Annotated in this window: 15 protein-coding genes; 6 read left to right on the top strand and 9 right to left on the bottom strand. The window is 72.7% G+C overall.

The genetic code is table 11. The features are described from left to right. The first annotated feature begins 45 nt into the window (after positions 1–45). A complete protein-coding gene (icmA, locus tag FHX73_RS08315) occupies positions 46–1,731 on the top strand; it encodes a coenzyme B12-dependent isobutyryl-CoA mutase large subunit (protein WP_145904376.1) in 1,686 nt (561 codons plus the stop codon). A 48-nt stretch (positions 1,732–1,779) separates the two neighbouring features. On the opposite strand, the gene FHX73_RS08310 is transcribed toward icmA, so the two are convergent. Next, entirely contained in the window at positions 1,780–2,394 is a 615-nt protein-coding gene (locus FHX73_RS08310; protein WP_145904375.1) for a TetR/AcrR family transcriptional regulator, read from the bottom strand. A 339-nt stretch (positions 2,395–2,733) separates the two neighbouring features. On the opposite strand from FHX73_RS08310, the gene trxA reads away from it, so the two are divergent. The 4 genes from trxA (at position 2,734) to FHX73_RS08290 (ending at position 7,154) form a co-directional block, all read left to right on the top strand. Further along, positions 2,734–3,714, top strand: a complete 981-nt coding sequence (trxA, locus tag FHX73_RS08305; protein WP_145904374.1) for a thioredoxin — start codon at positions 2,734–2,736, stop codon at positions 3,712–3,714. 643 nt (positions 3,715–4,357) lie between these two features. Then, entirely contained in the window at positions 4,358–5,044 is a 687-nt protein-coding gene (locus FHX73_RS08300) for a DUF6230 family protein (protein WP_145904373.1), read from the top strand. A 167-nt stretch (positions 5,045–5,211) separates the two neighbouring features. Beyond that, positions 5,212–5,790 (top strand): DUF6114 domain-containing protein, encoded by a 579-nt coding sequence (locus FHX73_RS08295; protein WP_145904372.1) that lies wholly within the window; start codon positions 5,212–5,214, stop codon positions 5,788–5,790. Further along, on the top strand, positions 5,787–7,154 hold the full coding sequence (locus FHX73_RS08290; protein ID WP_145904371.1) for a hypothetical protein: 1,368 nt from the start codon (positions 5,787–5,789) through the stop codon (positions 7,152–7,154). Before FHX73_RS08295 ends, FHX73_RS08290 begins: the two co-directional genes overlap by 4 nt. Before the next feature lie 127 nt (positions 7,155–7,281). Here the strand turns inward: FHX73_RS08290 and pyk are convergent, their stop codons facing one another. The 8 genes from pyk to FHX73_RS08250 all read right to left on the bottom strand — a co-directional run bounded on the left by pyk (position 7,282) and on the right by FHX73_RS08250 (position 21,475). After that, on the bottom strand, positions 7,282–8,712 hold the full coding sequence (pyk, locus tag FHX73_RS08285; RefSeq protein ID WP_145904370.1) for a pyruvate kinase: 1,431 nt from the start codon (positions 8,710–8,712) through the stop codon (positions 7,282–7,284). A 62-nt stretch (positions 8,713–8,774) separates the two neighbouring features. Next, entirely contained in the window at positions 8,775–9,980 is a 1,206-nt protein-coding gene (locus tag FHX73_RS08280; RefSeq protein ID WP_145904369.1) for an acetate kinase, read from the bottom strand. Further along, positions 9,973–12,111 carry a phosphate acetyltransferase gene (gene pta, locus FHX73_RS08275; RefSeq protein WP_145904368.1) on the bottom strand — a complete coding sequence of 713 codons (2,139 nt, stop codon included), beginning with the start codon at positions 12,109–12,111 and terminating at the stop codon, positions 9,973–9,975. The genes FHX73_RS08280 and pta overlap by 8 nt, the downstream gene beginning before the upstream one ends. A gap of 188 nt (positions 12,112–12,299) precedes the next feature. Continuing rightward, the gene (locus FHX73_RS08270; RefSeq protein WP_145904367.1) at positions 12,300–13,490 is read right to left on the bottom strand and encodes an alpha/beta hydrolase; all 1,191 of its coding nucleotides are present in this window, start codon (positions 13,488–13,490) and stop codon (positions 12,300–12,302) included. A gap of 123 nt (positions 13,491–13,613) precedes the next feature. Then, the gene (glgB, locus tag FHX73_RS08265) at positions 13,614–16,043 is read right to left on the bottom strand and encodes a 1,4-alpha-glucan branching protein GlgB (protein WP_211786158.1); all 2,430 of its coding nucleotides are present in this window, start codon (positions 16,041–16,043) and stop codon (positions 13,614–13,616) included. Positions 16,044–16,098: 55 nt separating this feature from the next. After that, positions 16,099–17,628, bottom strand: coding sequence for a maltokinase N-terminal cap-like domain-containing protein (locus FHX73_RS08260; protein WP_170304872.1), 1,530 nt, complete (start codon positions 17,626–17,628; stop codon positions 16,099–16,101). A 221-nt stretch (positions 17,629–17,849) separates the two neighbouring features. Then, on the bottom strand, positions 17,850–19,553 hold the full coding sequence (treS, locus tag FHX73_RS08255; protein ID WP_145904366.1) for a maltose alpha-D-glucosyltransferase: 1,704 nt from the start codon (positions 19,551–19,553) through the stop codon (positions 17,850–17,852). Beyond that, the gene (locus FHX73_RS08250) at positions 19,550–21,475 is read right to left on the bottom strand and encodes an alpha-1,4-glucan--maltose-1-phosphate maltosyltransferase (RefSeq protein ID WP_145904365.1); all 1,926 of its coding nucleotides are present in this window, start codon (positions 21,473–21,475) and stop codon (positions 19,550–19,552) included. Before FHX73_RS08250 ends, treS begins: the two co-directional genes overlap by 4 nt. Positions 21,476–22,422: 947 nt before the next feature. Between FHX73_RS08250 and glgP the strand changes: the two genes are divergently transcribed. Then, positions 22,423–25,056 (top strand): alpha-glucan family phosphorylase, encoded by a 2,634-nt coding sequence (glgP, locus tag FHX73_RS08245; protein WP_145904364.1) that lies wholly within the window; start codon positions 22,423–22,425, stop codon positions 25,054–25,056. Positions 25,057–25,151: the final 95 nt, after the last annotated feature.

Genomic DNA, 25,151 nt, shown 5'->3' with positions numbered 1-25,151 from the left:
CTGGCCCGCCCACGGACGGGTCGCCACCCGAGCGGAGCGGAGCCCATGGACGCCGAGGAGATCGAGCGCGGCAGGCAGCGCTGGCAGGAGCGCTACGACCGGGCTCGCAAGCGCGACGCCGACTTCACCACCCTCTCGGGCGACGAGGTGCAGCCGGTCTACGGCCCGCCCGCCGGCGAGGCCCGGGAGGGCTTCGAGCGGATCGGCTGGCCGGGGGAGTACCCGTTCACCCGCGGCCTGCACCCGACCGGCTACCGCGGCCGGACCTGGACCATCCGCCAGTTCGCCGGCTTCGGCAACGCCCAGCAGACCAACGAGCGCTACAAGATGATCCTGGGCGCCGGCGGCGGCGGCCTCTCGGTCGCCTTCGACATGCCGACCCTGATGGGCTACGACTCCGACGACGCCAAGTCGCTCGGCGAGGTCGGCCACTGCGGGGTGGCGATCGACTCGGCCGCCGACATGGAGGTGCTCTTCGACTCCATCCCGCTGGGCGACGTCACCACCTCGATGACGATCAGCGGCCCGGCGGTGCCGATCTTCTGCATGTACCTGGTGGCCGCCGAGCGCCAGGGCGTCGATCCGGGCGTGCTCAACGGCACCCTGCAGACCGACATCTTCAAGGAGTACATCGCGCAGAAGGAGTGGCTCTTCGCGCCCGAGCCGCACCTGCGCCTGATCGGCGACCTGATGGAGTACTGCGCCGAGGGCATCCCCGCCTACAAGCCGCTCTCGGTCTCCGGCTACCACATCCGCGAGGCGGGTGCGACGGCCGCCCAGGAGCTCGCCTACACGCTGGCCGACGGCTTCGCCTACGTCGAGCTGGGCCTGTCCCGCGGCCTGGACGTGGACGTCTTCGCCCCCGGCCTGTCCTTCTTCTTCGACGCCCACCTGGACTTCTTCGAGGAGATCGCCAAGTTCCGCGCGGCCCGCCGGATCTGGGCCCGCTGGCTGCGCGAGCGGTACGGCGCGAAGACCGACAAGGCGCAGTGGCTGCGCTTCCACACCCAGACCGCCGGCGTCTCGCTGACCGCCCAGCAGCCCTACAACAACGTGGTGCGCACCGCCGTGGAGGCGCTCTCCGCGGTGCTCGGCGGCACCAACTCGCTGCACACCAACGCGCTGGACGAGACCCTCGCGCTGCCCAGCGAGCAGGCCGCCGAGATCGCCCTGCGCACCCAGCAGGTGCTGATGGAGGAGACCGGGGTCGCCAACGTGGCCGACCCGCTGGGCGGTTCCTGGTACGTGGAGGCGCTGACCGACCGGATCGAGGCCCAGGCGGAGGAGATCTTCCAGCGCATCCTCGACAAGGGGACGGCGGACCACCCGATCGGTCCGATGACCGCCGGCATCCTGCGCGGGATCGAGGAGGGCTTCTTCACCGGCGAGATCGCCGAGGCCGCCTTCCAGTACCAGCAGCAGCTGGAGAAGGGCGAGAAGCGGGTGGTGGGCGTGAACTGCTACCCGGGCTCGGTCACCAAGGAGCTGGAGATCCTGCGGGTCAGCCACGAGGTCGAGCGCGAGCAGGTGCGGGTGCTCGCCGACCGCAAGGCCGCGCGCGACGAGGCGGCGGTGCGGGACGGGCTGGATGCGATGCTGGCCGCCGCCCGGGACGGCTCCAACATGATCCCGGCGATGCTCCAGGCGGTCCGGGCCGAGGCCACCCTGGGCGAGATCTGCGACGTGCTGCGCAAGGAGTGGGGCGTCTACCGGGAGCCGGCCGGCTTCTGATCCGCCGTCCGCTCCGAGGGGCCGTCACAGCGCCGCTGTGACGGCCCTTCAGCACTCCTGGGACAGCCCCGGCGAGAGCAGCAGGGTGGTGAACCGGCGGATCCACTCCGGGTCGCACGGCTCGCCGATCACCAGCATCCGGTGCTCGACCGCGCCGGCGATGGTGTCGAAGATGATGTCGATCTCGACCGCCCGCTGCGCCGGGTCACCGTCGGCCGTGATCTCGCCGCGGGCGACCGCGTTGGCCAGCCCCTCGTGCACCAGCCGCTTCTGCGGGTCGACGATGTGCTCGCGGATCCGGCGGCGCAGCTGCGGGTCGCGGCTGCCCTCGGCGAACAGCGCGAGCAGGGCCGCCTGGCTCTCCGGGCGGGCCAGCAGTGCGGCGAACTGCACCACGACGTCCTCGATGTCGGCCTGCAGGCTGCCCCGGTCGGTGATCGCCAGCTGGTCGAAGAGGCTCGCCACCGCGTCGACCACCAGCTCGTTCTTGGACGGCCAGCGCCGGTAGAGGGTGGTCTTGGCGACACCGGCGCGCACCGCCACGTCCCCCATGGTCAGCCCGCCCCAGCCCAGTTCGGCCAGCGCGGCGCGGGTGGCGTCGAGGATCGCCTGGTCGGCGGCGGCGCTGCGCGGGCGGCCCTTGGCGCGGGAGGGGGTGGCCACCGGGGGCCTCCTTGGGTGGGGGAGTGGGATGTACTGGTGAGTAGCTTGTGCGGGGACTGCCACGGTAGCGGTCCCGGGCCGAACGGTGGAAGCCGTCGCGGAAAGTGGGGCAGGTCACGTCGGAACGTGAGGGGTGGGGGCTTGCGCCGACCGGGTCGGGGGCAGATACGCTACGACCTGTAGCGAATAGAGCGGCAACCACGCGCCGGTCCTGTGGGAAGGACGGCGCGGAGCGCGGATGGGGATCCGCGCGGGACGCGGGGTTCGACTACCGGGGCATCTGCGGACTTTCCCCGTGGATGGCGCCCGGCACCGGCGCGGACGGGGGAGGATGGTGCCATGCAGCCACGGAACACGCATCTGAACAGCGCCGCCCTGCGCGGCGCGGTCGACCTCGCCGCGGTCAAGGCGGCCGGGGAGGCCGCACAGAAGGCCGAGCAGGCCCGCGCCGAGCGCGCCCGGCAGGCGGCCGACGGCGGGGTCGAGGCTCCCGCCCTCCAGCTGGTCATCGACGTCACCGAGGAGACCTTCGAGGAGGAGGTCGTCCAGCGCTCGGCCGAGGTGCCGGTGGTGATCGATTTCTGGGCCGAGTGGTGCGGCCCGTGCAAGCAGCTCAGCCCGATCCTGGAGCGCCTGGCCGAGGAGTACGCCGGCCGGATCGTGCTCGCCAAGATCGACGTCGACGCCAACCAGATGATCGCCCAGCAGTTCGGCATCCAGGGCATCCCGGCCGTGCTGGCCGTGGTGGCGGGCCAGTTGGTCCCGCTCTTCCAGGGCGCGGAGAACGAGGCGAACGTCCGCAAGGTGCTGGACCAGCTGATCTCGGTGGCCGAGCAGCGCTTCGGCATCACCGGCCTGGTGGGCGGCGTGCCGGGCGAGGCCCCGGAGTCGGCCCCGGTCGCCCCGGGCGACCCGGCGCTGAACGCGGCCCACGACGCGCTGGACCGCGGTGACCTGGCCGGTGCGGTGCGGGCCTACCAGAACGTGCTGGCCGAGAACCCCGCCAACACCGAGGCCAAGCTGGGCCTGGCCCAGGCCGAACTGCTGCGGCGGGTCGAGGGCTTCGACGCCCAGGCGGTGCGGTCCGCGGCGGCCGGGAGCCCGGCCGACGTGCAGGCCCAACTGGACGCCGCCGACCTGGACCTGGTGGGCGGTCACGTCGAGGACGCGTTCGGCCGGCTGGTCGACGTGGTGGGCCGCACGGCCGGCGCCGACCGGGACACCGCCCGGGTGCGCCTGCTGGAGCTCTTCGAGGTGATCGGCCCGGAGGACCCCCGGGTGGTCGCGGCCCGCACGGCGCTGGCCCGCGTGTTGTTCTGACGGTGCCGCCGCCGGGTGGCGGTGGCCCCGAGTGCCGTCCGTGGCACGGCTGATGAGCTGCGGTGTCGCTGGTCGGGCCCCATTGACAAGGCGACAATCGGGCAGCCCCACCGCGGGTTTATCAAATCTTGATGAGGCCCGCTCATGGTCACCCGAGGTGACCATGAGCGGGCCTTTCGCCAGTGTTTCCACCAGATTTCGCCGAGTTGGCGGCTGGATTTCGTGACGTTGAGTCAATGTCATGGGCTGATCATGATCATCGCCGCGAGGTGTTGGATTACCCGTCAGTAAGGAACCCCTTGTGCTTCGGCCGGGATTCCAGCAGCATCGGCCACGCCCGGTCCCTCACTTCACCCCCCGGCAGCTTGCCGGACACCCGGAGTGCGGGATCCCCACCGGGTAACCGTCGGCCCCCACCGTCGGTTAGGAGGGCAGGGGGGTGTCCGCGTCCCACCGCGGTTCCTGTCCTCATCCGGTCGCGCATCCCGCGCGGCCGTCTGGTTGTCGCTCGGGGGGTGATGGCCGGTCGTCGGCTCGCTGCTTGACACCGGCTCTCTTCGCCACACCGAGGACGTAGCTCTTCTCCCATCCCCGGCGGACCATGCGGCCGGCCGGAGATGTACGTCCGAGAAGGAGGACACGCATGTCCAAGACTTATGGCAAGACCCGCTGGAAGCGCTTCGCCCTCGTCATGGTGCCCAGCATCGCCGCCACCGCCGGCATCGGCGTCAGCATCGCGCAGAGCGCGCTGGCCGCCTCGTTCAGCGTCTCCGGCCAGAGCTTCAAGGTCACCACCGACCACCTGCGCGGCACCAACTTCGCGCAGTTCGGCAGCGTCGACATCGGTGCGGACAAGTCGCCGCACGTCATCGCGGTGTCGGCGTTCGACAAGGCCACCATCCACAACCTGTGCCAGTCCGTGGTCACCGACCTGCCGCTGGGCCTGGGCAAGTGGACCCTGCAGCTGCACGCCGGTACCGCCGCCGAGCAGAACCCGACGGACGACCAGAGCAGCTACGACCCGTCCACCGACCCGGGTCAGGTGCAGGCGACCAACCTGGTCATCGACCTGGACTCGCTGGGCGCCGACGCGACCTTCCACAACATCAACATCGGCCAGGACGCGTCCACCCTGCCGGGCTCCGCGGTGTCGGGCTTCCACGGCCCGACCGGTGGCGGCCTGCCGACCGGCAACCAGGGCTTCGCGCAGTCCGCCCCGAAGGCGGAGCTGCACAACGTCAAGCAGGAGGCCTGGGCGACCTCGGCCGGCACCTTCAAGCTGCCGAACCTGAACCTGAGCATCTCCCAGGGCGCCAACGAGTGCTACTGAGCCGTTCCTGACGGTCCGTCCGGCCCGGTCACAGTGCCGGACGGTCCGTCGACGGCGGTGCCGGGCCGTGCTGCACGGTCCGGCGGGGCAGGGGGCGGCCGGCAGGCCGTCCCCTGGCCCCACACCCCAGAGCCTTCACCTCGGACAGATCCGCGAGGAGTTCCATCGTGACCACCGCAACCGCCGACCTTCCGCCCGAGCACGCGGCGCCGTCCGTCTCGTTCGCCGGTCGGTTCCGCAACTGGCGTCGCTCCCGGCCGTTCTGGGGCGGGTTGCTGGCCGTCGTCGCGGGCCTGCCGATCCTCTACTTCCCCTACGCCCACCTGCACCTGGGCGACCTGACGATGGCGATGTCCACCACCGCCGGAGCCGGCTCGCTGGTGATCGGCATCCTGCTGATGGTGCTGGGCGTCTCGGCCTGGTTCCAGCCGGGCAGCCGGATCTTCTGCGGGGTCGGCGTCACCATCCTGACCCTGATCTCGATCCCGGTCTCCAACCTGGGCGGCTTCCTGATGGGCCTGATCCCGGGCCTGATCGCGGGCGGCCTGCTCTGCGCCTGGACCCCGCTGACGGCCGACCAGCTGGTCGCGGCGACCGAGAAGGCGGCCAAGCGGCGCCCGGCCGAGCAGCAGCTCGGCGAGAACTGGGCCGCCCGCACCGCTGACGTCCCGGCGCAGGCCGAGCCCGCGCCGGTCGAGCAGGCCGCGCCGGCCGCCACGGCCGAGGCGACGGGGGAGGACGAGTGAGCGCGGAGCCCGAGCGGAGCGAGCCGCAGGACGCCGCCCCGCGCACCGGCTCCGGCCGGCACGCCGCCCGGCGCACCCGCGGCCGCCACCGGGCCCGGCTGCTGGCCATGGCCGCCGTGCCGACCGCACTGCTGATGGGCACCACCATCGTGCCGGAGCTGGCGCACGCCGCCGTGGCCGGCAACACCAACTGCACGCCGGCCCCGACCACCGTCACCCCGGTGCCGAAGAGCCAGCTGACCCCGGTGCCCGGGCCCACCAAGGCCGCCGCGCAGGAGGCCGGCAAGGCCGTGCCCGCGACCTTCACCGCGCCCCAGCCGCCGGCCGGGGCGAGCCAGCAGCAGGCCGCCAGGGCGGTCACCAGCGGTGTGGTGCAGCAGGCCGCCGCGGTGCAGCCCGGCCAGGTGCAGAGCCAGGACCTGATCGGGACGATCCTGGGCGGCATCGCCGGGATCTTCGACCCGCACCACCAGAACCAGAGCACGCCGACGCCGAGCCCGTCGCCCAGCAGCGCCGCGCCGGGCAACGCCGCGCCCCGGGTGGGCGCGCCGGTGACCCCGAGCACTCCGGCGGAGGGGGGCGCGCCGGCCGCGCCCGCGCCGGGCGCCGCGACCCCGGGTACGCCCGGTCCGTCGGTGGCACCCAGTGCCAGTCCGTCTGGTTCGGCTTCGCCGTCGGCGTCCGCCGCCGCGTCCGGTTCGGCCTCCGCGTCGGCGTCGGCCCCGGCCTCGACCTCGGCCAGTCCGAGCATGCCGGTCTCCCCGTCGGCCGTGGCCTCCGCGCTGGCGAACGGCGACACCCGCCCGCTCTGCCCGGTCGACACCACCAACCTGTCGGCGGCCGGCACGCTCACCGGCAACGTGGTGCCCGACCAGAGCTGGACCCTGCACACCACCAAGCTCTCGCTCTACGGCGCGGTCTTCGGCGGCGTCTACGAGGTGCACAGCCCGACCCGCACCTACCGGGTGCTCAAGTTCACGGTCTCCTCGGTGGACATCGACAACCTCGACATGTCGACCATCGAGAACACCGCGATCGGCTCCAAGCCGGCCGAGACCTTCCACGTGAAGGGTGGGCCGAACACCACCTCGACCATGCGCAACGGCCCGATCGTGATGTACGTGGAGAGCCTGAGCGGCGAGCTGGCCTCGCTCTACGGCATCCCGCTGCCGCCGCTGGGCACCATCACGCTCACGCCGGACACCCTGCCGGAGTGGCTGTACAACCTGATCGGTGCGATCCCGATCCCGATCGACATGGCGCTCACCGGCGTGAAGGCGGTCCAGGCCGGCCAGTTCGGCGGCGACCTGCACATCCCGGGCATGCAGCTCTACAACGACACCCAGCCGTACGACGGGCTCTGACCGCCCGCGCACACCGGCTCAAGAAGCCCCGTCGAGCAGCCGCTCGGCGGGGCTTCCCCGTCCACCGCGGGGACGAGACCGACGCCCCGCCGAGCAGCTGCTCGACGGGGCGTCAGGTGAGCACGGGTCAGCTGTTGGCCCGCGAGCCCAGGTGGTGCACCTGGACCATGTTGGTGTTGCCGGGGACGCCGGGCGGCGAGCCGGCGGTGACGATCACCGTCTCGCCCTCGGCGAGCCGCTTCATGGAGAGCAGCTCGCGGTCGACCTGGCCGACCATCTCGTCGGTGGTGGCGACCTGCTCGGTCACGTACGCCTCGACGCCCCAGCTCAGCGAGAGCTGGTTGCGGGTGGCCGCGTCCGGGGTGAAGGCGATCACCGGGATCGGCGAGCGGTAGCGGGAGAGCCGCCGGGCGGTGTCGCCGGACTTGGTGAAGGCGACCAGGGCCTGGGCGTTCAGGAAGTCGCCCAGCTCGCAGGCGGCGCGGGCGACCGAGCCGCCCTGGGTGCGCGGCTTGCGGCCCGGGTTGAGCGGCTGCAGGCCCTGGGCGAGCAGTTCGAGCTCGGCCTCCTCGGCGATCCGGCTCATCGTGCGGACCGTCTCGACCGCGTACTTGCCGACGCTGGACTCGGCGGAGAGCATCACCGCGTCGGTGCCGTCCAGGATCGCGTTGGCGACGTCGGAGACCTCGGCGCGGGTCGGCCGCGAGGCGTGGATCATCGACTCCATCATCTGGGTGGCGACGATGACCGGCTTGGCGTTGCGGCGGGCCAGCGTGATCAGCTGCTTCTGGACCAGCGGGACCTTCTCCAGCGGGTACTCGACCGCGAGGTCGCCGCGGGCGACCATGATCGCGTCGAAGGCGAGGACGATCTCCTCCATCGCCTCGACGGCCTGCGGCTTCTCGATCTTGGCGATGACCGGCACCCGGATGCCGACCTCGTCCATCACCTTGTGCACGTCGTCGATGTCGGCGGCGTTGCGGACGAAGGAGAGCGCGACCATGTCGACGCCCAGACGCAGCGCGAAGCGCAGGTCGTCCTTGTCCTTCTCGGAGAGTGCGGGCACGTTGACGGCCGCGCCGGGCAGGTTGATGCCCTTGTTGTTGGAGAGCACACCGCCCTCGACCACCACGGTCTTCACCCGCGGGCCGTCGACGCTGACGACCTCCAGGGCGATGACGCCGTCGTTGATCAGGATCGGGTCGCCCGGCTTCACGTCGCCGGGCAGGCCCTTGTAGGTGGTGCCGCAGATGTGCTGGTCACCGGGGACGTCCTCGGTGGTGATGGTGAACGTGTCGCCGTTGTCAACGGTCACCGGGCCGTTGGCGAAGGTCGCCAGACGGATCTTGGGGCCCTGCAGGTCGGCCAGCACACCGATGGTGCGGCCGGTGTCCTCGGCCACCTGGCGGACCTTCAGGTACCGCTCCTCGTGCTCCGCGTGGGAGCCGTGGCTCATGTTGAGTCGGGCGACGTTCATGCCCGCCTCGACGATGGCCTTCAGCTGTTCGTAGGAGTCCGTGGCCGGACCCAGGGTGCAGACAATTTTCGCTCGGCGCATATCGATGATCCTATCCGTATGGCTTATTCCCGGAGGGCGGGACGATCCTCCGAAAGCGGCTGTTAACCCTGGTGGACCAGTGCGTACGCCTGCTGGGCGATTTCCAGTTCCTCGTCCGTCGGCACCACCGCGACGGTTACCCGTGAGTACTCCGGCGAGATCACCCGGGGTTCGCCCGAGCGGATCGAGTTGAGCTCCGGATCCACCGCGATGCCCAGCTCGGCGAGGCCCGCGCAGGCCGCGGCCCGCACCGGCGCGGCGTTCTCGCCGACCCCGGCGGTGAAGGCGATCGCGTCCACCCGGCCGAGCACCGCGTAGTAGCCGCCGACGTACTTGCGCAGCCGGTGCACGTAGGCGTCGAAGGCCAGCCGCGCGGCCGGGTCGCCCTCCTCGGTCCGGCGCAGCACCTCCCGCATGTCGTTCTCCCCGCAGAGCCCGAGCAGGCCGCTGCGGCGGTTCAGCAGGTCGTCGATCTCGTCGATGGACAGGCCGCCGACCCGGTGCAGGTGGAAGACCACGCCCGGGTCCAGGTCGCCCGAGCGGGTGCCCATCACCAGGCCCTCCAGCGGGGTCAGGCCCATCGAGGTCTCCACGCAGACCCCGCCGGCCACCGCCGAGGCGGAGGCGCCGTTGCCCAGGTGCAGCACGATCACGTTCAGCTCCGCCGGGTCGCGGCCGAGCAGCCGGGCGGTGGCCCGGGAGACGTACTGGTGCGAGGTGCCGTGGAAGCCGTAGCGGCGCACCCGGTGCTCGTCGGCCACCGCGGTGTCGATCGCGTACCGGGCCGCGTACTCCGGCACGGTGGTGTGGAAGGCGGTGTCGAAGACCGCCACCTGCGGCAGGTCGGGCCGCAGGGCGCGGGCCACCTCGATGCCGGTGATGTTGGCGGGGTTGTGCAGCGGGGCGACCGGGACCAGCCGGCGGATCTCGGTCAGCACCTCGTCGGTGACCACGGTCGGCGCGGTGAACCGCTTGCCGCCGTGCACCACCCGGTGGCCGATCGCGGCCAGTTCGGGGGAGTCCAGGCCGATCCCGTCGGCGGCCAGCTCCTCGGCCATCGCGCGCAGCGCCGCCGCGTGGTCCGGCACCGGCTCGGTGCGTTCGCGCCGCTCGCCGCCGTGCGGGGTGTGCGCCAGCCGGCCGGTCCGCTCGCCGATCCGCTCCACCAGGCCGACGGCCAACCGGGCGCCGTCCACCATGTCGATCAGCTGGTACTTCACCGAGGAGGAACCGGCGTTCAGCACCAGGATCCGGGTCGCCTCACTCATCGCCGGCCTCCTGCGGCAGCTGGGCCTGCACGGCGGTGATCGCCACCGTGGTCACGATGTCCTGCACCAGCGCGCCCCGGGACAGGTCGTTGACCGGCTTGCGCAGGCCCTGCAGCACCGGGCCGACCGCGACCGCGCCGGCCGAGCGCTGCACGGCCTTGTAGGTGTTGTTGCCGGTGTTCAGGTCCGGGAAGATCAGCACGGTCGCCCGGCCGGCCACCGGCGAGCCCGGCAGCTTGGTCGCCGCGACCTGCGGGTCCACCGCCGCGTCGTACTGGACCGGGCCCTCCACCAGCAGGTCCGGACGCCGCTCGCGGACCAGCTCGGTGGCCCTGCGCACCTTGTCCACGTCGGCGCCCGAGCCGGAGCTGCCGGTGGAGTAGGAGAGCAGCGCCACCCTGGGCTCGACGCCGAAGGCGGCGGCGGTCTCGGCCGAGCGGATCGCGATGTCGGCCAGCTGCTGGGCGTCCGGGTCGGGGTTGACCGCGCAGTCGCCGTAGACCAGCACCTTGTCGGCCAGGCACATGAAGAAGACCGAGGAGACGATCGAGGCGCCCGGCGAGGTGCGGATCACCTCGAAGGCCGGCCGGATGGTGGCGGCGGTGGAGTGCACCGCGCCGGAGACCATGCCGTCGGCGATGCCTTCCTGGACCATCAGGGTGCCGAAGTAGGAGACGTCGGTGACCACGTCCAGCGCCAGCTCGACGGTCATCCCCTTGTGCGCCCGCAGCTCGGCGTAGAGCTCGGCGAACCGGCGGCGCAGCGGGGAGGCGGCCGGGTCGACGATCCGCAGCCGGGCCCGGTCGCCGGCCGGGGCCGGGTCGTCCGGCTCGGGCAGGGTGAGGCTGAGCGCGGCGGCCTTGCGGCGCACCGCCGCCGGCTCGCCGAGCAGGGTGAGGTCGCAGATGTTGCGGCGCAGCAGGATCTCGGCGGCCCGCAGCACCCGCTCCTCGGCGCCCTCCGGCAGCACGATGTGCTTCCTGGCGGAGCGGGCCCGCTCCAGCAGCGCGTGCTCGAACATCATCGGGGTGACCCGGTCGGAGCGGCCCAGCTCGATCCGGTCGGTCAGCTCGGTGGAGTCCACGTGCAGCTCGAAGAGGCCGAGCGCGATCTCCGCCTTGCGCGGGTTGGCCGGGCTGAGCCGGCTCTCCAGCTGGGTGAGCGCGGCGGCGGTCGGCCAGCTGCCCTCGTGCACCACGGCCACCGGGGTGCCGGGGGCCAGCCGGTCGGCCAGCGCCAGCACGTCCGGGCCGGGGTGCTGAGCGAGCGTCAGCAGCACGCCGGCGATCGGCGGGGCGCCGGCCGCGTGCGCGGCCAGCGAGCCGATCAGCAGGTCGGCCCGGTCCCCGGGGGTGACCACCAGGGCGCCCTCGGTCAGCGCGGGCAGGAAGGTAGGCAGCATCGCGCCGCCGAAGACGAAGCCGCGGACGTCCCGGGCCAGCCCGGCGGCGTCGCCCAGCAGCACCTCGGCGCCGGTGGCCTCGACCAGTTGACCCACCGTCGGGGCGGCCAGGGCGGGTTCCTCGGGAACCGCGTAGGCCGGCACCGGCAGCTTGCCGGCCAGCCCGCGCAGCACCGGCTGCTTGGCCGCCGGCGCGACCCGGTTGGCCACCATCGCCAGGATCGAGCAGCCGAGGTCGGCGTAGGCCCGGTGGGCGTTCAGCACCTCGGTGACCACGCTCTGCCGGTCCTTCTGCCGGCCGCCGACCACGGGCAGCACCTGGGCGCCGAACTCGTTGGCCAGCCGGGCGTTGAAGGCGAGCTCGTCGGGGATGGTGGTGGCGGTGTAGTCGGTGCCGAGCACCAGCACCGCCTCGCAGCGCCGCTCCAGCGCCCGGAACCGGTCGACCAGGGTGGAGACCAGCTCGTCCTGGCCGCGGGCGGCGCCGAGTTCGGCCGCCTCCTCGTAGCTCAGCCCGTACAGCTCGGTGACCGGCAGGTCCAGCCGGTAGCGGGTGCGCAGCAGCTCGACCACGTGGTCGGCGGCCGGCTGCCCGTCGGCCGCGTGCACCAGGGGGCGGAAGACGCCGACCCGGTCCACCCGGCGGGTGAGCAGTTCCATGACGCCGAGTTCGACGGCCTGCCGGCCGTCCCCCCGGTCGATCCCGGTCACGTACACACTGCGCGCCACCCGCGGTACCCCGTTCCGTCCGAACTCGGTCCGCCCCGACTCGGGCCGGATCGCTTCGACCATACATTCGCAGTCCGGGTGGGCATTCGCATGCCCAAGGGGCCGCGTGGGGCAAGGGACGAAAGTCATCTGCCGTCAGGTCGACCGGCCGTCAGGTCGACCGGCCGTCAGGCCCGTCGGCCGTCAAATCACTTGGGCGCCGGGATGATCGTGCTCAGCCACTTGAAGGTCGGGACGACCAGCGGCTCCCAGGTGGAGGTCAGGTGCGGCCCGGTGGTCTCGAACGGGGTGACCGTGGTGGGCGCCTTGGCGGCCTGCTGGAGCGCGGTGGCGTCCTCCAGGCCGTCGCCCTTGCGGCCGCTCATCCAGAGCGCGACGTTGGGCGGGGTGGTGGCGTGGGTCAGCAGGTAGAGCGGGTTGGAGGTCTGGCGGAGCTTGGGGTCCTTGGCGGTCAGCGAGTCCGCCTCCTGGATCGGGTCGTTGTAGCCCGACATGGCGATCGCGGCGCGGTAGCGGTCGGGGTGGCCCAGCACCAGCCGGGCGGCGCAGTGCGCGCCGGCCGAGTAGCCGGCCACCGCCCACTGGTCGGCGGAGGCGGTGGTGCGGAAGTTGTCCAGGATCATCTGCGGGACGTCCCGGTCGAGCCAGGTCTCGGCGTTGACCTTGCCCGGGACGTCGGCGCAGCCCGTGTCGGTGTTCTGGCCGAGCAGCGTGACCCGCGGCGAGACCAGGATGAACGGGGTCACCTCGCCGCTCTTCATCAGCGGCGCGAGCTGCTTGGACACGTTCATGGTGCCGAACCAGGCGGCCGAGCTGCCGGGGAAGCCGGCCAGCAGTTCGACGACCGGGAAGTTCTTGTCCTTGTAGGCCGGGTCGTCGTACTGCGGCGGCGTCCAGACCAGCACCTCGCCGTCCACGCCGGAGAGCTTGCCCTTGAGCTCGGTCTCCTTGACGTCGCGCGGCACCGCGTCCGAGGACGGGGCGTGGAAGGAGGCCACCACCTTGGCGCCCGGGTTCGCCGAGGCCGCCGCGGCGTCCCCGGCCAGCCCGTTGTCCTTCGGCGGCGGCGGCACGGCCCGCACGTGGCTGCCGGTGCCGAGCAGGTCGCTCCAGTTGTCGTAGAGCTGGGTCGAGTTGTTGACCATCACGAAGACCATGGCGACCGCTGTGAACTGGCAGAGCAGGATCGTCCCCAGGTAGCCGGCGGCGGCGAGCGGGCCGCGCTGCCGCGACGGCTGGGCCCGCCGGCCCGAGCCGCGCCGGCCGGCGGCCCGGCCGGGGGCCAGCCCGCTGCGGGCCCACTGCGCCATGGCCAGCGCGATCGAGCCCACGAACAGCAGGATCGTGAGGATGAAGAACGGTATGCCGGTCAGTGCCATCGTGCTCGGGTACCCAGCTCCAGGTCGCTCCCCGGGTCCGTTCGCCCGGCGCGAGCTGAGACTACTGGGAACGGGCGTTCGGTTGCGCCAAGCTGGGAGATCCCTGGACGTGCGGCGGGTCGGTCAGGCCGGGGCCAGCCAGACGGTGGCGAGCGGGGGCAGCACCAGTTCGGCGCTGCGCGGCTGGTCGTTCCAGGCGATCGCCTCGGACTCCAGGTGGGCCGGGTTGGACACTCCGCTGCCGCCGTACCGCTGGTCGTCGGTGTTCAGCACCTCGCGCCAGAGCTGCCCTGGTCCGCCGAGCTCCGGCAGCCCGACCCGGTGCCCGCGGCGGACCACGGGCGAGAAGTTGCAGACCGCCACCAGCGGGCTGCCGTCGGCCGCGTACCGGACGAAGGAGAGCAGGTTGTCCTCGGCCGCGCCGCCGTCCAGCCAGCGGAAGCCGGCCGGGCTGGTGTCCTGCTCCCAGAGCTGCGGCCGCTCCCGGTAGACCCGGTTCAGCTCGGCGACCAGCCGCCGCACCCCGCGGTGGTCCTGGTGCGCCGGCCAGTCCTCCTCCAGCACCCACCACTGCGGCCCGTGCTCGTGGTGGAACTCCGCGCCCTGGGCGAACTCCTGTCCCATGAAGAGCAGTTGCTTGCCCGGGTGGGCCCACATGAAGCCCAGGTAGGCGCGCTCGTTGGCCCGCTGCTGCCACCAGTCGCCGGGCATCTTGGAGACCAGTGCGCCCTTGCCGTGCACCACCTCGTCGTGCGAGATCGGCAGCACGTAGTTCTCCGAGTAGGCGTACACCATGGAGAAGGTGATCTCGTTGTGGTGGTACTTGCGGTGCACCGGCTCCTTGCCGATGTAGACCAGCGAGTCGTGCATCCAGCCCATGTTCCACTTGAAGCCGAAGCCGAGGCCGCCGGTCTCGGTGGTGCGGGTGACGCCGTCCCAGGCGGTGGACTCCTCGGCGATGGTCACCACGCCCGGGCAGCGCTTGTAGACGGTGGCGTTCATCTCCTGCAGGAAGCCGACCGCGTCCAGGTTCTCCCGGCCGCCGAACTGGTTGGGCGCCCACTGGCCGTACTCGCGGGAGTAGTCGAGGTAGAGCATCGAGGCGACCGCGTCCACCCGCAGCCCGTCGATGTGGAACTCCTCGCACCAGTAGACCGCGTTCGCCACCAGGAAGTTGCGGACCTCGGTGCGGCCGTAGTCGAAGGTCAGGGTGCCCCAGTCGGGGTGCTCGGCGCGCCGCGGGTCGGCCGGCTCGTAGAGCGGCTCGCCGTCGAACCGGGCCAGCGCGAAGTCGTCCTTGGGGAAGTGGGCGGGCACCCAGTCCATGATCACGCCGATCCCGGCCCGGTGCAGCGAGTCCACCAGGTAGCGGAAGTCGTCGGGGCTGCCCAGGCGCGCGGTGGGCGCGTAGAAGCCGGAGACCTGGTAGCCCCAGGAGCCGCCGAACGGGTGCTCCATCAGCGGCATGAACTCCACGTGGGTGAAGTGCAGTTCGCGCAGGTAGGCGGGCAGTTCGGCGGCCAGTTGGCGGTAGTTCAGGCCGGCCCGCCAGGAGGGCAGGTGGACCTCGTAGACGGACATCGGCTCGCGGTGGTGGCCGGCCCGGGCCCGCCGCTCCAGCCACTCCCGGTCGCCCCACTCGTAGGTTGACTCGGTGACCACCGAGGCGGTCTCCGGCGGGAGTTGGGCCGCCCGGGCGAGCGGGTCGGCCTTCTGGCGCAGCACGCCGTCGCGGCCCCGGATCTCGAACTTGTACCGGGTGCCCATCGGCAGCCGCGGCACGAAGAGCTCCCAGACCCCGCTGGCCCCGAGCGAGCGCATCGGGAACCCGGTGCCGTCCCAGTGGTTGAAGTCGCCGGCCAGCCGCACCCCGACCGCGTTCGGCGCCCAGACCGCGAAGCCGATCCCGGGGATCCCGTCGACCACCCGGCGGTGCGCGCCCAGCGCCTCCCAGAGCCGCTCGTGCCGGCCCTCCCGGATCAGGTGCAGGTCCAGTTCGCCGAGGGTGGGCGGCAGCCGGTAGGCGTCCTCCTGCAGAACCGGTTCCGCGCCGGGGTAGCCGACCCGCAGCCGGTAGGCCGGGGTGGTGGAGCCGGGCAGCAGGCCGGTGAACAGGCCGCTCTGCTGGTGGGTCAGCTCGGCCGGTCCGTACGGGGTCTCCACGGTGACCCGCTCGGCCAGCGGGCGCAGCACCCGGATCGCGGTGCCGCCGGTGGCGCGGTGGGCGCCGAGCAGCGAGTGCGGGTCGTGGTGCGCGCCGCTGACGAGCCGTTCGATCTCGGCGGGCGGCAGCGGCGCCTCGGCCAGCCGCAGGACGGGGCCGTCGGGCGCGGGCCCGGCCGGGGGCAGTTCGTCCAGCGGCACGTGGGCCAGTGGCAGTGCGTCCGCCGTCGGTCCGTTCGTCGCCGGTCCGTCCGCCGTCGGTTCGTCCGTCGTGCGGGCGGCCGCGTCCGGCGGCTCCGGCCGGCCCCGCTCCGGCCCCCGGGGGTGGCCGCCGCGGGCTGGCAGGAAGGTCGCGGGCACGGTCGGGGCGGGGCGGTCGAGCGGGGCCACGGCGGACTCCTCCACGGATCTGCGGAACGGTCGGGGCAATATTTCTGACGGTGCGTCAGGCGGTGGTGGCGAGCCGGTGGATGGCGGTCAGCGGGATCGGCAGCCAGCCGGGCCGGTGCCGTGCCTCGTAGACCACCTCGTAGACCGCCTTGTCGATCTCCAGCGCCCGCAGCAGTTCGGGGGCGCCGGCCGGATCGGTGCCGCCGGCGGCCGTGTAGCCGGCGCAGTAGGCGGTCCGGTTGCGGGCCGCCCAGGCCGCCGCCAGGTGGGCCAGCTCCGGGTCGGGCTCGGCGCCGGCCAGCAGGTGGGCGGCCGCGTAGTCGAAGGAGCGCAGCATCGCGGCCACGTCCTTCAGGGCCGGCTGGGGCAGCCGGCGCTCGGCCACCGACTTGGCCGGCTCGCCCTCGAAGTCCAGCAGCACCCAGCCGTGCGGGGTGCGCATCGCCTGCCCCAGGTGCAGGTCGCCGTGGATCCGCTGGACGGTGAGGCCGGTCAGGTGATCGGCCGTCAGCTGCCGGAAGGCGGCGTGCAGGGCGGACCGGTAGCGGCGCAGCGCCGGCACCGCGGCGGCCGCCGCGTCCAGCCGCTCGGCCATCGCGCCGGCCAGCCGGTCGGTCTGCTCGCGGTCCAGCCGGGCCACCGGCAGCGCCCGGGCCAGCACCCGGTGCACCTCGGCGGTGGCCCGGCCGAGCCGGTGCGCCTCGACCGCGAAGTTGCCGGGGCTGGGGTCGCCCTTGAGCCGGGCCACCTGGTCCAGGGCGAGCTCCCAGCCGTCCTCGGCGTCCGGCAGGAAGCGCTGCAGCAGGCCGAGGGTGGCCGGTTCGGCGCCGGCCAGCCGGCTCTCGAACCAGGCCGCCACCCGGGGGATCCGGGTGGAGCCGGCCCGCGAGAGGGCGAGCGAGAGCTCCAGGTCGGGGTTGGTGCCGGGGCTGATCCGGCGGAACAGCTTGAGGATGAAGGAGGTGCCGTAGATGACCGAGGTGTTGGACTGCTCGGCGGTGCCGGCCCGGCCGAGCAGGTCGGCGGGCAGGCCGGGGCCTGGGGTGCGGCGGAAGGACAGCGGGCCGAACCGGTCGGCGCCGGCCAGGTGGGCCAGCAGCCGGCCGGTCAGCTCGGGGTCGTGCACCGCGTCGTAGAGCGCGGCGCCGTCGTACGGTCCGTGGGTCAGCGCGCCGAGCGAGGCCTCCGGCAGCAGGCCGGACGGCGGCTCGGTGCGCAGGCCGAGCAGCAGTTGGTAGAGGTCGGCCTGGTCGCCGTGCTCGACCCGCAGCAGCAGGTGCACCATCGCCGGGTCGCCGGTGATCAGCGGGGTCGCGGTGACCGGGTGCAGGCCGGTGATCGCCTGGCCCTTGCCGGCGTACCAGCGCTGGCCGGGCAGCCAGCCGGCGATCAGCGGCAGGGCGGCCTCGACCAGTTCGCCCACCGCCAGCGAGCCGCCGGTCCGCGGCCGGCCGGAGTGTCCGCCCGTCTGGTGCCCGCCGGCCCGACCGGCGGTGGGGTGCGGGGTGCCCGGGCCGCCGGGGCCACGGGGCGCGGCACCGGCGTCGCGGTGGGTGTGGGCTTGAGAACGGGAGGTTTCCGACATGACTCCCTTTCCCCGGAAGCGCAGGCTGACGGCCCGACAGATCAGGCCGGGCGTGCCAGTCTTCCGGATTTCGGCGGCGCGGCGGCGACGGCACGCGAGACGGACTCGGGTGTCACGCCTGAGGGGGTGTTCGGGTTGGGCTGTTCTCCGTACCGGGTGGCGCGCGGATCGCTGGGGGCGCAGGGCACTCGGCCCGTGCGCCCCCCGGTGCTGCTGGATCGTTACTGCGCTCCGGGCTTGCGCAGCTGGAACCAGTAGAAGCCGTGTCCGGCCAGGGTGAGCAGGTACGGCCACTCACCGATCGACGGGAACCGCACCCCGCCGATCAGCTCGACCGGGTAGCGCCCCCCGTACCGCCGCAGGTCCAGCTCGGTGGGCTGGGGGAAGCGGGAGAAGTTGTTCACACACATCACCAGGTCGCCCTGGTGCTCGCGGACGAAGGCCAGGACGGCCGGGTTGCTCGACGGAAGTTCGGTGTAACTGCCCAGTCCGAACGCCGGGTTGAGCTTGCGGATCTCGATCATGCGCCGGGTCCAGTGCAGCAGCGAGGAGGAACTGCTCTGCTGCGCCTCGACGTTGGTCACCTGGAAGCCGTAGACCGGATCCATGATGGGCGGCAGACTGAGCCTGCCCGGGTCGGCGGAGGAGAAACCCGCGTTGCGGTCCGGCGTCCACTGCATCGGGGTGCGCACGCCGTCCCGGTCGCCGAGCCAGATGTTGTCGCCCATGCCGATCTCGTCGCCGTAGTAGAGCACCGGGGAGCCGGGCAGCGAGAGCAGCAGGGCGGTGAACAGCTCGATCTGGTTGCGGTCGTTCTCCAGCAGCGGGGCGAGCCGGCGGCGGATGCCCACGTTGGCCCGCATCCGCGGGTCCTTCGCGTACTCCGCGTACATGTAGTCGCGCTCCTCGTCGGTGACCATCTCCAGGGTCAGCTCGTCGTGGTTGCGCAGGAAGATGCCCCACTGGCAGCCGCCCGGGATGGTCGGCGTCTTGGCCAGGATCTCCGAGACCGGGTAGCGGGACTCCCGGCGCACGGCCATGAAGATCCGCGGCATCACCGGGAAGTGGAAGGCCATGTGGCACTCGTCGCCGCCGGAGCCGAAGTCGCCGAAGTAGTCGACCACGTCCTCCGGCCACTGGTTGGCCTCGGCCAGCAGCACGGTGTCCGGGTAGTCGGCGTCGATCTCCTTGCGGACCCGCTTGAGGAACTCGTGGGTCTCGGGGAGGTTCTCGCAGTTCGTGCCCTCGCGGGCGAACAGGTACGGCACCGCGTCCAGCCGGTACCCGTCGATGCCCAGGTCCAGCCAGAACCGCAGGGCCGCGATGATCTCCTCCTGGACCCGCGGGTTGTCGTAGTTCAGGTCCGGCTGGTGGGAGAAGAACCGGTGCCAGAAGTACTGCTTGCGGACCGGGTCGTAGGTCCAGTTGGAGGTCTCGGTGTCGACGAAGATGATCCGGGCGTCCGGGTACTGCTTGTCGTCGTCGGCCCACACGTAGAAGTCGCCGTACGGACCGTCGGGGTCGTTGCGGGAGGCCTGGAACCACGGGTGCTGGTCGCTGGTGTGGTTCATCACGAAGTCGATGACCACCCGCATGCCGCGCTTGTGCGCGGCGTCCACGAACTCCACGAAGTCCGCCAGGTCGCCGAACTCCGGCAGCACCGCGGTGTAGTCGGCCACGTCGTACCCGCCGTCGCGCAGCGGGGAGGCGAAGAACGGCGGCAGCCAGAGGCAGTCCACGCCCAGCCACTGGAGGTAGTCGAGCTTTGCGGTGAGCCCCTTGAGGTCGCCCACACCGTCGCCGTTGCTGTCCTGGAAGGACCGCACCAGCACCTCGTAGAAGACCGCACGCTTGAACCACTCCGGGTCCAGGTTCTTCTTCTCGGTGTCCGCGAAGGTGTCGGGGACGGGCTCGTTCACAATCACAGGGAGGTCCTCCGAACGGTGAGGAGGTGGGCCGGCGTCGACGAGGGCTCTAGCCGGACGTAGTTGTGGCGGTGCCAGGTGTACTGCTCGCCGCTCAGTTCGTCGGTGACGGCGAGCTCCTCGTCACTCGGAAGGGTGACGGTGGCCTGCTGCGCCTGCCACGGGTCGAGGTTGACCACGACGATGACCTCGTCCTCGCCGGTCCGCTTGGTGTAGGCGATGATCCGGTCGTTGTCGGTGGGCAGGAAGACCAGGTTGCGCAGCTCCTGCAGCGCGGGGTGGGCCCGGCGCAGCCGGTTGAGGGCGGTCAGCAGCGGGGCCAGGGTGTCGGTGCGGTTCCAGTCGCGCGGGCGCAGCTGGTACTTCTCCGAGTCCAGGTACTCCTCGGTGTCCGGGCCCGCCGGGACGCACTCGGCGAGCTCGAAACCGGCGTAGACGCCCCAGCTGGGGGAGAGCGTGGCGGCCAGCACCGCGCGCACCGCGAACGCGGCGGGGCCGGTGCGCTGGAGGTGGCGGGGCAGGATGTCGGGGGTGTTGGCGAAGAAGTTCGGCCGCATGTAGGCGGCGGCCTCGCCGCTCAGCTCGGTCAGGTACTCGGTGAGCTCCTGCTTGGAGTTGCGCCAGGTGAAGTAGGTGTACGACTGCTGGAAGCCGATCTTCCCCAGGGTGTGCATCATGGCCGGCCGGGTGAAGGCCTCGGCCAGGAAGATCACGTCCGGGTCGGTGCGGTTGACCTCGCCCAGCACCTTCTCCCAGAAGTGCACCGGCTTGGTGTGCGGGTTGTCGACCCGGAAGATCCGCACGCCGTGCGCCATCCAGTGGCGCAGCAGCCGGATGGTCTCGATCACCAGGCCATCGAAGTCCTGGTCGAAGTTGATCGGGTAGATGTCCTGGTACTTCTTCGGCGGGTTCTCGGCGAAGGCGATGCTGCCGTCGAGCCGGTGGCCGAACCACTCGGGGTGCTTGTTCACCCACGGGTGGTCGGGGGAGGCCTGCAGGGCGAAGTCGAGGGCGATCTCCAGGCCGAGCTCGGCCGCCCGGGCGACGAAGGCGTCGAAGTCCTCGATGGTGCCGAGGTCCGGGTGGACGGCGTCGTGCCCGCCCTCCGGCGAGCCGATCGCCCAGGGCGAGCCGACGTCGTCCGGACCGGCCGTCAGGCTGTTGTTGGGGCCCTTGCGGTAGGCCAGGCCGATCGGGTGGATCGGCGGCAGGTAGACCACGTCGAAGCCCATCGCGGCGACCGCGGGCAGGCGCTCGGCGGCGGTCCGGAAGGTGCCCGAGCGCGGAGGGTCCAGGGTGGCGCCCTCGGAGCGCGGGAAGAACTCGTACCAGGAGCCGTACAGCGCCCGCCGGCGCTCCACCCGCAGCGGCAGCGCCTGGGCGGCGGTGACCAGCTCGCGCAGCGGGTGGCGCTCCAGCGGGCCGGTCACCTCCGGGGTGAAGGCGGCGGCCAGCCGGGTGAGCGGCGGGCGGGTGGCGTCCCGCAGTGCGGCCACCGCGCGCAGCACCTGGGTGCGGCCCTCGCGCTTGGGCACCCCGTTGGCGGCGCGCTCCAGCAGCACCGCGCCCTCCTCCAGCACCAGGTCGACGTCCTGACCGGCCGGCACCTTGATCGCGGCGGCGTGCCGCCAGGTGGCCACCGGGTCGCTCCAGGCCTCCACCGTGTAGCTCCACCGGCCCTCGGCCGTCGGGGTGACCTCGGCGCCCCAGCGGTCGGTGCCCGGGGCCAGTTCGCGCATCGGCAGCCAGCCGGCGCCGCGGCCCTTGGGGTCGCGCAGCACCACGTTGGCGCCGACCGCGTCGTGGCCCTCGCGGAAGACGGTGGCGCTCACCCGGAAGGTCTCGCCGACCACCGCCCGGGCCGGTCGGCGGCCGCCGTCCACCGCGGGGGCGACGTCCAGCACGGGGATCCGGCCGATCATCGGGGTGCTCTCCTTGGGCTTCGTCCGGGCGGTGCTGCGGGTGCCGCCGCCGGACTTCGACGGTGTCTCACGGGGGTGTGACGGTGCTTCAGCCGATCGGGTGGCCGTGCTCCGGGTGGCGGTGCTCCGGGGGGTGGTGGTGCGGGGGGTGGTGGTGCGGCGCCGGGCGGGCGGCGCGGCCGGCTCCGCCGCGGGCGGCGCGACCGGTTCCGCTATGGCCGGGATCGGCAGCGCAGGTTCGCCGAAAGGCTCCAATCCCTCGGACACCAGTGCGGACTGACTCCGTGTGTCGCCGTGCATGCCGAACTCCTGCCCGCGATCGGCGGCAGTCCCGGGGGCGGCTGGGCCGGGGAGTGCCGGAGGACTACTGGGTGGGGGGAACTGACGAGCGACCGGAGCCTGCCCGTACCGCCGGGTCCGGCCATGCCGGACCGGCGCCCACGTGGCCCGGAACGGCGAGACGGCGCACGTCCCGGCGCGCGGCCTCGCGGCACGCCCGGGGGCGATTCCGATCCATCCCGGGAACGACCGGAACGGGGACGAGGACACGCGTTGACCCACCACGGAGGACGCCCGGTGGGCCGAGTGGACTAACGGAGGGTCGGGGGGAGGATTCGGACTGCAGAAGGACCGGCCGAAGACGCGCGGGAAACGCCACCCAGGTCGCCCCGTGCGATTGCGGCCTGTGCCCATCCTCGCACTGTTCGTAGCTCTTACCACTCGGTCGAAGGCCAGCGTGGGTGGTGCGGGGGAGCAGACGACCCCTCAGTTCCGCCCCCTCGGCGGGGACTCTGCGCGCTCGGCGTGCGCTGTTCGAACTAAGTGCGCCCCCTGCGCCCCCCAAGGCCCCGACTGCGCCGGAAGTGATCTCTCGATACGCCCGAATGGAGCTGTGCTACGAGAGTTGACGCCCCATCAGCGACCTGTGGCGGTCTAGGCTTCGAAGTGTGAAGGCCATCCGCAGATTCACCGTCCGCACCGTCCTGCCCGAGCAACTCCAGCCGCTGCACGAGCTCGCGCTCAACCTGCGCTGGTCCTGGCACCCGGAGACCCGGGAGCTGTTCCGCTCGGTCGACCCGGGGGTCTGGGAGGCCGTCGGCGAGGACCCGGTCCGGCTGCTCGGCGAGGTGCCGGCACCGCGGCTGGCCGCGCTCGCCGCCGACCGGCGGTTCCTGCGCCGGCTGGGCGACCTGACCGACGACCTGGCCGACTACCTGGGCGCGCCGCGCTGGTACCAGTCCGCCCCGGCCGCCGCCGAGCTGCCCGCCGCGATCGCCTACTTCTCGCCCGAGTACGGCATCGCCGCCGCGCTGCCCCAGTACTCCGGCGGCCTCGGCATCCTGGCCGGCGACCACCTCAAGGCCGCCAGCGACCTGGGCGTGCCGCTGATCGGCGTCGGCCTCTTCTACCGGCACGGCTACTTCCGCCAGTCGCTCAGCCGGGACGGCTGGCAGCAGGAGCGCTACCCGCTGCTCGACCCGGACGAGCTGGCCGTCACCCTGCTGCGCGAGCCGGACGGCACGCCCGGCAAGGTGGAGCTGGCCCTGCCCGCCGGCCGGACGCTGACCGCGCGGATCTGGAAGGCCCAGGTCGGCCGGGTCCCGCTGCTGCTGCTCGACTCCGACGTGGAGGCCAACGCCGCCACCGAACGGGACGTCACCGACCGCCTGTACGGCGGCGGCAGCGAGCACCGGCTGCTCCAGGAGATGCTGCTCGGCATCGGCGGGGTGCGCGCGGTGCGGACCTTCTGCCGGCTCACCGGCCACCCGGCCCCCGAGGTCTTCCACACCAACGAGGGGCACGCCGGCTTCCTCGGCATCGAGCGGATCCGCGAGCTGGTGGCCGGGGACGCCGCCGAGGCGGGTCACGACTTCGGCGCCGCGCTGGAGGCGGTCCGGGCCGGCACCCTGTTCACCACCCACACCCCGGTGCCGGCCGGCATCGACCGGTTCGAGGCCGAGCTGGTGGCCCGGCACTTCAGCGGGGACGCGGCGCTGCGCGGGGTGCCGGTCGACCGGGTGCTCGCGCTCGGCGTGGAGGACTGGCCGGGCGGCGACCCCAAGCTCTTCAACATGGCCGCGATGGGCCTGCGGCTGGCCCAGCGGGCGAACGGCGTCTCCACCCTGCACGGCGAGGTCAGCCGCACCATGTTCGGCGCGCTCTGGCCCGGCTTCGACACCGGCGAGGTGCCGATCGCCTCGATCACCAACGGCGTGCACGCGCCGACCTGGATCGACCCCGCGGTGGTCCGCCTGGGCGCGGCCCGGATCGGCGCCGAGCAGGCCGAGACGGCGATGACGGTCGGCGGCGCGGAGCGCTGGCACGGCGTCGAGCAGATCAGCGACGAGGAGATCTGGGAGGTCCGCGGGCAACTGCGCACCCAGCTGGTCGAGGAGGCCCGGCGGCGGCTGCGCGCCGCCTGGCGGGACCGCGGCGCCGGCGACGCCGAACTGGGCTGGACCGCCGCGGCGCTCGACCCGGAGGTGCTCACCATCGGCTTCGCCCGCCGGGTGCCCTCCTACAAGCGGCTCACCCTGATGCTGCGCGACCAGGAGCGGCTGCGGACGCTGCTGCTGAACCCGACCCGGCCGGTGCAGATCGTGGTCGCCGGCAAGGCGCACCCGGCGGACGACGGCGGCAAGCGGCTGATCCAGCAGCTGGTCGCGTTCGCCGACGACCCGGCGGTGCGTCACCGGATCGTCTTCCTGCCCGACTACGACATGGCGATGGCCAAGCACCTCTACCCCGGGTGCGACGTCTGGCTGAACAACCCGCTGCGCCCGCTGGAGGCCTGCGGCACCTCGGGCATGAAGGCGGCGCTCAACGGCTGCCTCAACCTCTCGGTGCTCGACGGCTGGTGGGACGAGTGGTACGACGGGCGCAACGGCTGGGCGATCCCCACCGCCGACGGCCCCGGCTTCGACGAGGACCAGCGCGACGACATCGAGGCCGCCGCGCTCTACGACCTGATCGAGCACCAGGTGGCGGCCCGCTACTACGAGCGCGGGCCCGGCGGGCTGCCGCACCGCTGGATCGCCATGGTCCGGCACACGCTGGCCACCCTGGGCCCCAAGGTGCTGGCCGGGCGGATGGTCCGCGAGTACGTGGAGCAGCTCTACGCCCCCGCCGCCCGGGCCCACCGCCGCCTCGACGCCCCCGGCGCCCGCGAGCTGGCCCACTGGAAGGCCCGGGTCCGGCAGGCCTGGAGCGGGGTCGCGGTCGGCCATGTGGAGGCCGCCGTCGCCGAGGCCGCCGAACTGGGCACCTCGCTGGCCCTGCGGGTCCAGGTCACCCTGGGCACGCTCGCGCCGGAGGACGTCGAGGTCCAGGTGGTCTCCGGCACGGTGGACGAGCGCGACCGGATCCGCGAGGCCGAACTCCAGACCCTCAAGCCGGTCGGCGGCCCCGACCTGGCCGGCTGCCACCGCTACGAGGGCACCCTGCAGCTGAGCCGCACCGGCCCGTTCGGCTACACCGTGCGGGTGCTCCCGACCCACCCGCTGCTGGCCTCGCCGGCGGAGCTGGGCTTGGTCGCACTGCCACCGGAGTCGGCGGGGATGGACGCGGGGGTGCTGCGGTAGCGGCGCCCTCCTTGAGCTGGTGCGCAGGAAGTCGGGTGGGTCGACTTCCTGCGCACCTTTATGTGGCTGACGGGGCGACAGGTCCGGAGTCGAGG

Origin of the sequence: Kitasatospora viridis, assembly GCF_007829815.1 — a bacterium.
Taxonomy (GTDB): domain Bacteria; phylum Actinomycetota; class Actinomycetes; order Streptomycetales; family Streptomycetaceae; genus Kitasatospora; species Kitasatospora viridis.
Note: the sequence above shows the minus strand (reverse complement) of the source record. Positions and strands in the feature narration are given on the sequence as shown.

Excerpts from the sequence above, each read along its gene's own strand:
- FHX73_RS08270 (WP_145904367.1), bottom strand. The coding sequence starts at position 13,490 with ATGGCACTGACCGGCATACCGTTCTTCATCCTCACGATCCTGCTGTTC.
- FHX73_RS08280 (WP_145904369.1), bottom strand. The coding sequence starts at position 9,980 with ATGAGTGAGGCGACCCGGATCCTGGTGCTGAACGCCGGTTCCTCCTCG.
- icmA (WP_145904376.1), top strand. The coding sequence starts at position 46 with ATGGACGCCGAGGAGATCGAGCGCGGCAGGCAGCGCTGGCAGGAGCGC.
- FHX73_RS08300 (WP_145904373.1), top strand. The coding sequence starts at position 4,358 with ATGTCCAAGACTTATGGCAAGACCCGCTGGAAGCGCTTCGCCCTCGTC.
- FHX73_RS08260 (WP_170304872.1), bottom strand. The coding sequence starts at position 17,628 with ATGTCGGAAACCTCCCGTTCTCAAGCCCACACCCACCGCGACGCCGGT.
- trxA (WP_145904374.1), top strand. The coding sequence starts at position 2,734 with ATGCAGCCACGGAACACGCATCTGAACAGCGCCGCCCTGCGCGGCGCG.
- FHX73_RS08250 (WP_145904365.1), bottom strand. The coding sequence starts at position 21,475 with ATGATCGGCCGGATCCCCGTGCTGGACGTCGCCCCCGCGGTGGACGGC.
- pyk (WP_145904370.1), bottom strand. The coding sequence starts at position 8,712 with ATGCGCCGAGCGAAAATTGTCTGCACCCTGGGTCCGGCCACGGACTCC.